Raw genomic sequence first — 11783 nt, 5'->3', positions numbered from 1 at the left:
AAATTCAGCCTCAAAGATATTTAATAAAGCCGAAAGTTGAACGTTCAGAAATATAATCCAAGTTTTTTTCGTTGGAATAGGCTTCCCGTTCAAAACTTAAATTTTGGTATCCTTTATAGCTATCAAAATAATACAACGACCTTATGATCCATTCCGTGAAATACAAAACATAAAAAGGGACGATCAATAATTCTTTTTGTTGCTCAAGATGAATCCGTTCGTGGTTAATGAGATATTCATCCTCTTTAAGGGTGTCATTTTTCAGAAAAATGAATGGCCATAAGGACAGGCCCACGTAATTCTTGTAGAAAAAATGTTTGAACACGAGAATCATATGTTTGAGTTTTAAAGACTCATTTCAAAGATAACTGTTGAAAATCAACTGTTTATACAAAATAGGTTTTGTTACCAACAAATTCGTTTAATGAACGTTTTTTGCCTAAAACCCGATAAATAGGGATCCTTTATCCCAAACCAAAAGGCTTATCAACAAAAACCATTAATTTTATTGGCCGGAACAAAAACCATTCCACGTTAAATGAAAAATAACATCCAACCTGAAAATGGGGATTTTTACCTTTCTGAGGAAGGGTATCGGGTATTTACAAGACAATATCATTTAAAACGTGGCTATTGTTGTGAGAGTGGTTGTAGACACTGCCCATACGGTTATAACAACAAGACTAATTCACAATAAAGATGATGCCGTTCGGCACGATTTTTGAGCCTTATTTTTCATAAGACTAATTGCATTAATTCCAAAAACAATAAGCTATGAAAACAATGAAGATTCTCGCGCTGCCTTTAATGGCATTGCTTTTTTTGAGTTCCTGTGTTTCGGTTCGCGTATTATCAGATTATGATAAGGAAGCCAATTTCGACACTTTTAAAACCTATGCTTTCTATAAAACGGGGATAGATAAGGCACATATATCCGATTTGGACAAAAAGAGGATCTTAAAGGCCATTGATGTTGAACTAGGTACCAGGGGCATGGTGAAATCCGAAAATCCTGACATTTTGATCAGTATCTTCACCAAGGAGCGGGAACAAGTAGATGTATACAGTAACTACTGGGGCGGTGGTTTTGGATGGGGCTGGAGTCCTTATTATTGGGGCGGTTATGGTCCAGGATGGGGCTGGAACAGCCCTGCGGTAAGCACACGTACCCAAGGATCACTATATATCGATTTGATCGATGCCAAGAACAAAGAACTAGTTTGGCAAGGCAAAGGGGTGGGCACGTTAAGCAACTCCAAAAAAATCGAAAAGAAAGAAGCGCGTATCAGGGAGTTTGTTGCCGAAATAATGGCACAATATCCTCCAGGAACTACATCAAAATAAATTTAATAAAAGCCCTGACCATAACGTCAGGGCTTTTTTATAAAATACTATCCCTTATTTTATTCCAAGGATCATTTTTGTAACTTTAAGTCAAACCTAAATATAAGTAAGGTGACTTATAAGAGCAACCCCGTACTTGACAAACTACCCATTCATCTGCGGCAGTATATAAAGCCCCAGGAGTATGGGGAGTATACGGCCATTGACCAAGCTGTATGGCGCTATGTAATGCGAAAAAATATCGACTACCTCAGCACCGTTGCACATGGGTCTTATTTGGAAGGATTGAAAAGAACGGGCATTTCAATAGAACGCATCCCGAACATGTATGGCATGAATCGGATCCTCAAGGATATCGGTTGGGCCGCCGTAGCCGTTGATGGGTTTATACCTCCTTCGGCATTTATGGAGTTTCAAGCCTATAATGTATTGGTGATAGCCTCTGATATTCGCCAATTGGACCATATTGAATACACGCCCGCCCCAGACATCATTCATGAAGGAGCCGGACATGCCCCTATTATTGCCAATCCTGAATATGCTGAATACCTAAGACGTTTTGGCGAAATAGGGAGTAAGGCCATTTCAAATGCCAAGGATTTTGAATTGTATGAAGCCGTGCGCCATCTTTCCATAATCAAGGAGGCTTCAGGAATACCTGAAAAGAAGATTGAAGCAGCACAGCGTCATATTGAGGAATTGCAACACAATATGGGAGAGCCCAGTGAGATGGCCCTAATTAGGAACTTACACTGGTGGACGGTGGAATACGGCTTGATAGGCACCCTTGAAAACCCGAAGATATATGGTGCCGGACTTCTGTCTTCGATAGGGGAAAGTGCCTGGTGCATGACCGATAAGGTAAAAAAAATCCCTTATTCAATAGAAGCAGCGCATACTGCCTTCGATATTACCAAACCCCAACCCCAATTATTCGTAACGCCCGATTTTGCCTTTTTAAGCCAAGTCCTGGAAGAATTTGCGAATACCATGGCCCTGCGCCAAGGGGGATTGGATGGCATTAAAAAGCTTATTGAATCAAAAGAACTAGGTACGATTGAATTAAGCACAGGATTGCAGATTTCAGGTAATTTTGACAAGCTCATAGCGCATGAAAACATGCCGGTATTTTTCCAAACGGTCGGACCGACCGCACTTGCCTACCGCGAGAAAGAACTCATAGGGCATGGCACTGGGAAACATGCCAATGGTTTTGGTTCACCCATAGGAAAGTTGAAAGGAATTAACCTCGCCATAGAGGATATGAGTCCACGCGATTTAAAGGCCTATGATATTTACGAAGGAAAAACCATAACCCTTGAATTCGAAGGCGGTATTACCATCAAAGGTGAAATTCTTACAGGTACCCGCAATCTTAGAGGTGAGATCATCCTTGTGACCTTCAGGAATTGTATAGTCATACACGACGATATGATCCTTTTTGAATCTGAAGACGGACTGTATACAATGGCCATAGGACAAAACATAGTTTCAGCTTTTAACGGACCTGCGGATCTACATAGTTTTGATCTGGTATCACATCAAATCACTGAAACAACCATCAAAAAGGCAAAGGATCTTCAAGGCAGTAAACTGGAACAATTATACCAACAAATAAGGGATTTTAGGGAGGGTAAAAACACCACGATTTCACGCAACAAAGTATTTAGGGAATTAGTTGACCATTACCCCGACGATTGGCTTTTATGTGTTGAATTGTATGAATTGGCCTCAAAAAATCCCCAAAACCTAAAGGAAATGGATTTTGCTTCTGAAATAAAAGCCCATCTGGAAGTGGTTAAAGGAAACATTCCAAGAGTTGGCCATCTTATTGATGATGGTTTAAACTTGGCATCCACCAGTTGGGTACACTAGACTAGACTACCCTACTTTTAATAAATTTTATTTGCCCATTGTGATTGCTCTCATGTTCAATCACATGAAACCATTTGCAGTAATTATTGGTGGGTTGACTATCGAAAAATGGAGTGGCCTCCATAAGCCACTGGTCATCCCTATTTTTAAGTTCAGCAAGGGTAAAACCCCGTACTTCCTCCAATTGATCTGTGTAATATGTTATTGGGTTTCCTTTGATCTCCTTTCTGGCCCTGTCGCCCAATTGGCTTCCTACACTCCATCTATCCATATCCTTTTCATCAAAATCACCCCATTCCTTCCCATCAAACGTATGAATTTGATAAAATCGTTCTGTGGCAGCCAAATGCATAAGCATAGCCCCAATGCTATTTGAATCTTTATCCAATAGAAAATCCAGTTCCTTTTGAGATATTCCTTCAACAGATCTCAAAACCGTCGCCCGCATCCAATCCATCATAGATACCAAAATGCTGATCTTTTCGGTATACCCTTCCCTTTTTCCGAATTCGTGAATATTATCATTTATGGGAAAGGTACCGCTTGATGCCATATTAACATTAGGAACCAATAAACCCGCACCTAATATACCTGATGATCTTAAAAAATTTCTTCTGTCGTTCAATTGATTCTTAGTGTCCATGATTGTTGATTTGCTTTCAAGGTAAAAACAAACCATTACAACAAGCCGTTCTTTTTGGAAAGTTTAACATCAATCCATGAACAGCCGTTCGGCAAAATCTCCAGATATTGATTGCCCTTGGTATTCCAATGTCCATCCCAAGGAATTGGTCAGAATATAGAATTTTTGAAGTTCGCTGATCAATCTATTTTGGGCATTCCCTTTTAAGGAAGATGCCTCCACTTTTTGTAACAAGGAGGCCTTCACATTTTTCTTGATCTTATTATAGTCCTGCGCATTGAACTGGTTTAGGTAATCTGCTGTGACATCATAATATTCAAAATCTGGATTGACCTTTATTTCAGGATCCGGAATACTCATAATACGCAATGTCTTATGCTCCCGGTCTATCTCAAACACGATCTTGCTTAAATCATAGGCCACGGTAACCTCGGCATTTACCACCACCAGGGCTTTTTTACTTGCAATCAGGAAGGGACCAAAAAGTGCCTGTGAATCCCTATAATTATAGACTTCGGCAAAATGCCCTTCGGTCACGATCAATTTAGAGACATTATTGATCTGCTGTTCGATGAGCATGGAATTCTCCTCTAGGATGGATTTCTCATTATTATTGCTCCAATAGAAACGGAAAATCAGAATCACCACAAGGGTACCGATAACACCTATTAATATTCGTTTCATCTTTAATTTATAGATTACATCAAACCCACAGGATAAAATCTTAGGCTGTCGACAAAATCTTGCAGGCCACCCCAAACCGTTCTACGCCATGATAACATTCAATTTATGGATTGAATTCCATAAACGGGTACTGCTGTTGAAGATACGTAATTTTCGTGTTCAGTGATTTCAAAAATTCCTTATGCTCTTTAGAATCCGCATGAAAGGGTTTATGTTGCAGCCCTTTTTGGATGGCTTCGACCTGGTCCATTACCCCATTGCATTCCTCTGAAATCCAGACATCCTTGAATTTCTCCCATATATAATCCACGGCCACATCATTGGGATGCACCATATCCGATTTGTAAAAACGGTAATCCCGAAGTTCATCCATCATGATTTCATAAGAAGGAAAATATGCAGGACCTCTCGACTGCGCTCGAGGGGTCAGTACTGCATCAAGGGAAGTAATCAAATGTGCCTTACTGCGCTGATTTTCGATAAAACCATCCTTTAAATGGCGTATGGGGGAAACAGTAAAAATCACTTGTACATTCTCATTGACCGATCGAATGTGTTTCATCGTCTTTTGCAAACTTTCCGAAATTCCATTAACGGACAACAACGCTTTGGAAAATTGTTTTTGGGGCACCTTATGGCAATTGGCAACTATACTACCGTTTTTGATATTTCGATAGACCCAAGCTGTTCCCAAGGTTATGATGATATGGGTGGATTTAGATAGTTGATCACGGGTCGCATTCAGTCCGTCATTAAGGTTTTTAATCAGATGTTCCTGGGAGGCGTTACTCAAATCGGAATGCGCATCAAAACAGTGCCAACGACCATTCAGAAAGAAAACATCCGCTTCGGAATAAGATGCCTCTCTGACAGCTTTTTCAATAAGATTCTCTATCGCAAGTGGATGGAAAAAAATCCCAAATGGATTTTGGAGGAATGGAAATTTGTAGTAGTCAAACTTTCTTCCCATATTCTCAGCAAAACAAGATCCAAGAAGCAGTAGTTGACCGGAATAGTCAATTTGATTCGCTGCTGGAGTTAACGGAATTTTTGTTTGGAGGTTCATAGTTTTGATTTAGCGCTAGACCTACAAGGTTTTCGAAACCTTGCAGGACTTCTGACCTTGACGACACCTTGCAAGGTCGTTTTTCCAATAATCCAGTGTACCCTGATATCTTCTTCGAATCGCAATCCAAGTAGTCGTATTTTATTGCAAAACCTGGAGTTTCATGGATTCAGCTTAAATAATCCTTGGCTTTTGCCAGCGCTTCATCCAATCCTTCCGGCTTTTTCCCACCTGCAGTGGCGAAAAATGGTTGTCCGCCACCCCCACCTTCGATGAATTTGCCCAACTCGCGCACAATGGTCCCGGCATTCAGGTTTTTGGAAGCCACCAATTCTTTTGAAATATAGCAGGATAACAAGGCCTTGCCATTCTGTTCGGTGCCAAAAAGCAAAAACAGATTATCTTTGTTATTTCCCATTTCAAAGGATAGGTCTTTGATTCCCGAGGCATCCAAGTCCACTTTTTTGGCCAAGAAATCCACCCCATTTACCGCTTCCAATTCGGATAATAAATCGCCCTTAAGATTTTTTGCCTTGTCCTTCAATAGAACCTCAACCTCTTTCTTCAATTTGGCATTTTCAACCTGTAACGCCTCCACGGCTTTCACCGGATCCTGTGCATTGTTCAATAAATCCTTTATTTCAAAAAGACTTCTATTGTTCTGATAATAGAAATCCTTGACCGCATCCAAGGTAATGGCTTCTATTCTGCGTATTCCGGCTGCAACCGCTCCTTCAGACCTGATCTTAAAATGCCAGATATCCCCTGTGTTTTTAACATGGGTGCCCCCACATAATTCAATCGATTGGCCAAAACGAATCGTACGTACGGCATCACCATACTTTTCTCCGAACAAGGCCATGGCTCCTTCATTCATAGCCATTTCAATAGGTACATTCCGATGTTCCTGTAAAGGCAAATGCCCTTCAATCCTAGCGTTCACAAAACTTTCAACGGCACGCAATTCATCAACCGTTAATTTGGCAAAGTGTGAAAAATCGAAGCGGAGGTATTTGGAATGCACGGCAGAACCTTTTTGTTCAACATGGGTCCCCAACACCTCACGCAAGGCTTGATGCAATAAATGGGTAGCGGTATGATTGGCAGCCGTACGTTGACGTTGTTTTTTGTCGACCACCGCCTTGAACATTTCAGAAGTGTTCTTTGGTACGTTTTTGGCAAAATGAACGATTTCGTTATTCTCCCTTTTGGTATCCAAAATGTAGACCACATCCCCATTGGGAGCCTCCAGATACCCTTTATCACCTACTTGACCACCGCCTTCAGGGTAAAAAGGTGTTATATTAAAGACCAATTGGTACTGTTCCCCTTCTTTTTTGGAGGTAACCTTTCTGTATTTGACGATTTTTACAGCGGTTTCCAAAACATCATAACCCACAAACTCCTGTTCCAAATCGACAGAAATAACCACCCAGTCCTCTTTGGCCACTTCAGAGGCCGACCTCGATCGTTTTTTCTGTTCTTTCATAGCTTCATCGAACCCTTTCCCATCAAGTGTAAACCCTTTCTCCTCGAGGATCAATGCGGTAAGATCAATTGGGAAACCGTAGGTGTCATACAATTCAAATGCTTTTCTGCCAGATACTTCCTTTCCTTTGGTCTGGTTCATCACATTGTCCAATAAAACCAAACCTTGTTCCAAAGTGTGCAGAAAGGAATACTCCTCTTCCTTGACGACATTCTCGATCAATTGGCGTTGCACTTTCAATTCCGGAAAGGCATCGCCCATGGTTTCGGCAAGAACCTTGACCAAACGGTACATAAAAGGCTCCTTGGTATCCAGAAATGTAAAACCATAACGAATGGCCCGTCGTAGAATGCGGCGAATCACATAACCCGCTCCCGTATTGCTAGGCAATTGTCCGTCAGCAATTGAAAATGCGACGGCACGTATATGGTCTGCAATGACCCGAATGGCAATATCGGTTTCCTCTCCCGATGCTTCGGGATTACCATAGTCCCTTCCTGTTATGGTTTCAATCTCGCGAATGATCGGGGTAAATACATCGGTATCGTAGTTGGACTTCACTCCTTGTAAAACCATACACAACCGTTCAAATCCCATCCCGGTATCCACATGCTTTTCAGGTAGGGTTTCCAAACTAGCGTCTGCTTTACGATTGTATTGCATAAAGACGAGGTTCCAAATCTCGACAACCAATGGATGATCTTTATTTACTAGGGTAGCGCCTGAAATCTTGGCTTTTTCCTCCGGCGGGCGGATATCCACATGAATCTCGGAACACGGTCCACAGGGACCTTGATCGCCCATTTCCCAGAAATTATCCTTTTTATTGCCAAAGATGATCCGGTCTTTGGGTACAATGGAACTCCACAATTCATACGCTTCATTATCCATTTCTAAATTATCGGCATCACTACTTCCTTCAAAGACAGAGACATATAGACTTTCCTTATCGATCTTTAATCGATCGGTCAATAATTCCCATGCCCATTCAATAGCTTCTTTTTTGAAATAATCCCCAAAACTCCAATTGCCCAGCATTTCGAACATGGTATGGTGATAGGTATCCTTACCGACTTCTTCAAGATCATTGTGCTTGCCACTTACACGTAAACACTTTTGGGTGTCGGCAATGCGTTTATTCTGAGCTTTGCTATTTCCCAAAAAGTACTCTTTAAACTGGTTCATTCCCGCATTGGTGAACATCAACGTTGGGTCATCTTTTATGACCATAGGTGCAGAGGGCACGATCTTATGGTTCTTCTCCTTGAAAAAGTTTAAAAAATGGGTCCTGATTTCCTTGGAATTCATCTAAAATGGTAAGGTTTTATTAATTTTAACAAATTGTGCGAAACAATTTTTATATTTGTTTGTTATGTTAAAACGAAAGCACAAAAATAGGATAAAATCCATTCATGTCTAAAGTAAAGTACTATTACGATCCGGACACACTTTCATACCGGAAGATAGAGCCAAAAAAATCCAGGCGGTACCGCAACATTGCACTCTTCTTTCTAGGCTCATTTCTTTTTGGACTTCTTTCATTAATCTTGCTCTTGAACACCAACTTGATAAACACTCCCAAAGAGCTCTCACTGCAACGCGAGGTAAAGAATTATGAATTGCAATTCGAGCTGCTCAATAAAAAAATGGAACAGATCGAGGATGTCCTGGCCAATGTCGAAGATCGTGACAATAACATCTACAGGCTGTATTTTGAAGCAAACCCCATTCCCGAAGAACAACGACATGCAGGTTTTGGTGGGGTGAATAGATATAAGGCCCTGGAAGGATTCAATAATTCGGAAATGGTTATAGCCACGACCAAACGACTCGACATTATCAAAAAACAAATCGCAATACAATCGAAGTCCTTGGATGAAATTACCAAATTGGCCGAGGAGAAGGAAAAGCTATTGGTTGCGATACCGGCGATTCAGCCCATAAACAATGAAGACCTGACCCGTATGGCTTCTGGTTATGGTTGGCGTTCAGACCCTTTCACCAAGGCTCGAAAAAAACACTGGGGCATGGATTTCACGGCCCCTAAGGGCACACCCATCTATGCTTCAGGGGACGGCCAGGTCGCTAGGGCCGATAATAATGCCTCAGGTTATGGCAAGCACATTCGAATCGATCATGGGTATGGGTATTTGAGCCTATATGCCCATTTGAGCAATTATAATGTAAAAAAAGGTCAAAAAGTAAAGCGGGGCGACCTTATTGGATTTGTAGGAAATACAGGGCGATCAGAGGCCCCACATCTTCATTATGAGGTTTGGAAAGATGAGGATAGGATCAACCCGATAAACTTTTACTACGGTAGTTTAACAGCGGAGGAATTTGAGAACATGCTGAAATATGCCAATCAAGAAAACCAATCACTGGATTAATGCATATAGATTTACCCGAAAAACGATATTATGGTATTGGCGAAGTCGCTAGGGCTTTTGCTGTCAATACCTCTTTAATCCGATTTTGGGAGAAAGAGTTTGATGCCTTAAAGCCGAAAAAAAATGCGAAAGGCAACCGTAAGTTCACCCCTCAGGACATAAAAAACCTTCAATTGATCTATCATTTAGTCAAAGAACGGGGCTTTACTTTGGAAGGCGCGAAAATACACCTGAAAGAGGAAAAACAGAAGACCTTGACCAATTTTGATATCATCCAAAAGTTGGAACATGTCAAGAAAGAACTTGAAAAAATAAAAGAACAACTATAAATAACCTCTAACGCACACTATCATGAAAAAATGGTTAATTCCCGTGATTATATTGGCGGTAATCGCCTTTGGACTTTATCAATGGGCCGTAGGCTTCAACAACACTGCCGTTGAATATGAAGCAAAGGCCAAAACGGCTTGGGCCAACGTAGAAAGTGCCTATCAACGTAGAAACGATCTTATTGGCAATTTGGTCAAAACGGTGCAGGGCGCAGCCGATTTTGAACGGGGCACCTTGACCGATGTCATCGAGGCACGGGCAAAAGCCACGTCAACAACCATTGATGCCAATAATCTTACCGCCGATAATATGGCCGCTTTTCAAGAGGCTCAAAGTGGACTCACAGGAGCTTTAAGCAAATTGATGGTCGTTGTTGAACGATATCCTGACCTTAAGGCCAACCAAAACTTTTTGGAATTGCAGTCCCAACTGGAAGGTACTGAGAATAGGATCAATGTTGAACGAAATAATTTTAACGAAAAAGTAAACGACTACGACATTCATACCACAAAATTCCCAGGAAAGCTGTTGGCAGGGTTGTTCGGTTTTAAAGAAATGGCACGCTATAAGGCAGATGCTGGATCCGAACAGGCTCCAGATGTAGAGTTTGACTTTGAATGATAATAGGATGTCGAGGGTAGAAGAATTTTTAACCGCCAAGGAAGAGCAAGAAATTGTTCAGGCCATCCTCGATGCCGAAAAAAATACTTCGGGTGAAATACGCGTACATCTAGAGGCACATACCAAAAAGGAGCTTCTAGAAAGGGCCAAGGAAGTATTCCATTTTCTCAAGATGGACAACACCAAGGAAGAAAACGGCGTACTTATCTACGTTGCTGTTAACGATAAGAAATTTTCGATCTACGGTGACCGGGGAATTGACAAGGTCGTTCCTGAAAACTTTTGGAACAGTACCCGGGACACCATTGAATCACATTTTAAAAACGGGAGGTTCAAACAAGGTCTTATTGAAGGTATATTGAATGCTGGCAAGGAGTTGGAGACCCATTTCCCATGGCACCATGGTGATATAAATGAACTGAGCAATGAGATATCTAAAAACTAGTTTACTCATATGGATTCTACTCTGGTGTACAAGTACTTACGCCCAGTTCCAAATCCCTGAAAAACCAGCGCTGGAAACCAGTGTTTATGACTACATCAACCTGTTGACAGAAAGTCAAAAAAAGAGTTTGGAACAAAAGCTTATTCGGTATTCTGACAGCACTTCCACCCAAATCGTCATGGCGATCATCAGTTCTACAGAAGGTGAGAATATTACCTATTTAGGTGCGCAATGGGGGAAAAAATGGGGTATAGGACAAGCGGACAAAGACAATGGCGTTTTAGTCCTTCTGGCCAAGGATGATCGTAGAATTGCCATCAATACCGGCTATGGTGTAGAAGCCGCCTTGACAGACGCCATGTCGCGGAGGATTATTGAAAATGTCATCATTCCCGAATTTAAAAAAGATGATTATTATGGCGGCCTCAACAATGGCACTGATGCCATTTTTCAAGTATTGAACGGTGAATTTCAAGAAGAACGTTCTTTTAACGACAATACAGGCTTTCCTTTTGAAGCGTTTTTGCCCATAATCATTTTTATAGTCATTATGATCATACTTTCAAGCCGCAACCGAAGAAACGGGGGTGGCAAAGGGGGTGGCAGAAAGTCAGGGCTTGATCTTTGGGATGTTATCATCCTAAGCAATATGGGTCGTGGGGGCTTTGGTGGAGGTCGTTCCAGTGGTGGTTTCGGTGGCGGAGGTGGTTTCAGCGGCGGCTTTGGCGGAGGCGGCTTTGGTGGAGGTGGTGCTTCGGGAGGATGGTAGTTTTTGAGCTGCATACGAGCTTCTAGCTATTCGTAAATAAGGGCTTCCCAGATTGATTAAACCAATTCCATGCTTACCCAAATGAAACAGCAATCCTAAACCACGAATTACCGACTACCCTCTTCTG

Annotated in this window: 13 protein-coding genes; 8 read left to right on the top strand and 5 right to left on the bottom strand. The window is 41.5% G+C overall.

Going from position 1 to position 11783, the window contains the following annotated elements; genetic code table 11:
* Window positions 1–10: 10 nt before the first annotated feature.
* Complete coding sequence (locus WBM98_RS12870; protein WP_424366426.1) at window positions 11–334, bottom strand: hypothetical protein; 324 nt, start codon at window positions 332–334, stop codon at window positions 11–13.
* A gap of 204 nt (window positions 335–538) precedes the next feature.
* Here WBM98_RS12870 and WBM98_RS12865 point away from each other — a divergent pair, with 204 nt between their 5' ends.
* The 3 genes from WBM98_RS12865 to WBM98_RS12855 all read left to right on the top strand — a co-directional run bounded on the left by WBM98_RS12865 (window position 539) and on the right by WBM98_RS12855 (window position 3219).
* Complete coding sequence (locus WBM98_RS12865) at window positions 539–697, top strand: DUF5522 domain-containing protein (RefSeq protein ID WP_424366425.1); 159 nt, start codon at window positions 539–541, stop codon at window positions 695–697.
* A 77-nt stretch (window positions 698–774) separates the two neighbouring features.
* Window positions 775–1344 carry a DUF4136 domain-containing protein gene (locus WBM98_RS12860; protein WP_424366424.1) on the top strand — a complete coding sequence of 190 codons (570 nt, stop codon included), beginning with the start codon at window positions 775–777 and terminating at the stop codon, window positions 1342–1344.
* A gap of 111 nt (window positions 1345–1455) precedes the next feature.
* A complete protein-coding gene (locus WBM98_RS12855) occupies window positions 1456–3219 on the top strand; it encodes an aromatic amino acid hydroxylase (RefSeq protein ID WP_424366423.1) in 1764 nt (587 codons plus the stop codon).
* Window position 3220: 1 nt separating this feature from the next.
* Here WBM98_RS12855 and WBM98_RS12850 read toward each other — a convergent pair whose 3' ends face one another.
* The 4 genes from WBM98_RS12850 to alaS all read right to left on the bottom strand — a co-directional run bounded on the left by WBM98_RS12850 (window position 3221) and on the right by alaS (window position 8409).
* A complete protein-coding gene (locus tag WBM98_RS12850) occupies window positions 3221–3862 on the bottom strand; it encodes a DinB family protein (protein ID WP_424366422.1) in 642 nt (213 codons plus the stop codon).
* A gap of 69 nt (window positions 3863–3931) precedes the next feature.
* Window positions 3932–4546 (bottom strand): DUF4230 domain-containing protein, encoded by a 615-nt coding sequence (locus WBM98_RS12845; protein WP_424366421.1) that lies wholly within the window; start codon window positions 4544–4546, stop codon window positions 3932–3934.
* Window positions 4547–4649: 103 nt separating this feature from the next.
* Window positions 4650–5612, bottom strand: a complete 963-nt coding sequence (locus tag WBM98_RS12840; RefSeq protein WP_424366420.1) for a GSCFA domain-containing protein — start codon at window positions 5610–5612, stop codon at window positions 4650–4652.
* Between the two features lie 169 nt (window positions 5613–5781).
* Window positions 5782–8409 (bottom strand): alanine--tRNA ligase, encoded by a 2628-nt coding sequence (alaS, locus tag WBM98_RS12835; protein ID WP_424366419.1) that lies wholly within the window; start codon window positions 8407–8409, stop codon window positions 5782–5784.
* Window positions 8410–8513: 104 nt separating this feature from the next.
* On the opposite strand from alaS, the gene WBM98_RS12830 reads away from it, so the two are divergent.
* The 5 genes from WBM98_RS12830 to WBM98_RS12810 are packed head-to-tail and all read left to right on the top strand — an operon-like array spanning window position 8514 to window position 11656.
* Window positions 8514–9491: a M23 family metallopeptidase gene (locus WBM98_RS12830; protein WP_424366418.1), complete on the top strand. Its 978-nt coding sequence runs from the start codon at window positions 8514–8516 to the stop codon at window positions 9489–9491.
* The gene (locus WBM98_RS12825) at window positions 9491–9820 is read left to right on the top strand and encodes a MerR family transcriptional regulator (RefSeq protein WP_424366417.1); all 330 of its coding nucleotides are present in this window, start codon (window positions 9491–9493) and stop codon (window positions 9818–9820) included. The genes WBM98_RS12830 and WBM98_RS12825 overlap by 1 nt, the downstream gene beginning before the upstream one ends.
* Before the next feature lie 22 nt (window positions 9821–9842).
* Complete coding sequence (locus WBM98_RS12820; protein ID WP_424366416.1) at window positions 9843–10442, top strand: LemA family protein; 600 nt, start codon at window positions 9843–9845, stop codon at window positions 10440–10442.
* A gap of 7 nt (window positions 10443–10449) precedes the next feature.
* Window positions 10450–10887 carry a TPM domain-containing protein gene (locus WBM98_RS12815; protein WP_424366415.1) on the top strand — a complete coding sequence of 146 codons (438 nt, stop codon included), beginning with the start codon at window positions 10450–10452 and terminating at the stop codon, window positions 10885–10887.
* Entirely contained in the window at window positions 10868–11656 is a 789-nt protein-coding gene (locus WBM98_RS12810; protein ID WP_424366414.1) for a TPM domain-containing protein, read from the top strand. Before WBM98_RS12815 ends, WBM98_RS12810 begins: the two co-directional genes overlap by 20 nt.
* Window positions 11657–11783: the final 127 nt, after the last annotated feature.

Source organism: Maribacter sp. (genome assembly GCF_049667165.1).
Lineage (GTDB): Bacteria > Bacteroidota > Bacteroidia > Flavobacteriales > Flavobacteriaceae > Maribacter_A.
The sequence above is the reverse complement of the archived record's forward strand: the minus strand, read 5'-3'. Positions and strand labels throughout refer to the sequence as shown.

What these genes read in the sequence shown, in the direction of transcription:
- WBM98_RS12870 (WP_424366426.1), bottom strand. Translation starts at nt 334, where the DNA reads ATGATTCTCGTGTTCAAACATTTTTTCTACAAGAATTACGTGGGCCTG.
- WBM98_RS12865 (WP_424366425.1), top strand. Translation starts at nt 539, where the DNA reads ATGAAAAATAACATCCAACCTGAAAATGGGGATTTTTACCTTTCTGAG.
- WBM98_RS12860 (WP_424366424.1), top strand. Translation starts at nt 775, where the DNA reads ATGAAAACAATGAAGATTCTCGCGCTGCCTTTAATGGCATTGCTTTTT.
- WBM98_RS12850 (WP_424366422.1), bottom strand. Translation starts at nt 3,862, where the DNA reads ATGGACACTAAGAATCAATTGAACGACAGAAGAAATTTTTTAAGATCA.
- WBM98_RS12845 (WP_424366421.1), bottom strand. Translation starts at nt 4,546, where the DNA reads ATGAAACGAATATTAATAGGTGTTATCGGTACCCTTGTGGTGATTCTG.
- WBM98_RS12840 (WP_424366420.1), bottom strand. Translation starts at nt 5,612, where the DNA reads ATGAACCTCCAAACAAAAATTCCGTTAACTCCAGCAGCGAATCAAATT.
- alaS (WP_424366419.1), bottom strand. Translation starts at nt 8,409, where the DNA reads ATGAATTCCAAGGAAATCAGGACCCATTTTTTAAACTTTTTCAAGGAG.
- WBM98_RS12830 (WP_424366418.1), top strand. Translation starts at nt 8,514, where the DNA reads ATGTCTAAAGTAAAGTACTATTACGATCCGGACACACTTTCATACCGG.
- WBM98_RS12825 (WP_424366417.1), top strand. Translation starts at nt 9,491, where the DNA reads ATGCATATAGATTTACCCGAAAAACGATATTATGGTATTGGCGAAGTC.
- WBM98_RS12820 (WP_424366416.1), top strand. Translation starts at nt 9,843, where the DNA reads ATGAAAAAATGGTTAATTCCCGTGATTATATTGGCGGTAATCGCCTTT.
- WBM98_RS12815 (WP_424366415.1), top strand. Translation starts at nt 10,450, where the DNA reads ATGTCGAGGGTAGAAGAATTTTTAACCGCCAAGGAAGAGCAAGAAATT.
- WBM98_RS12810 (WP_424366414.1), top strand. Translation starts at nt 10,868, where the DNA reads ATGAGATATCTAAAAACTAGTTTACTCATATGGATTCTACTCTGGTGT.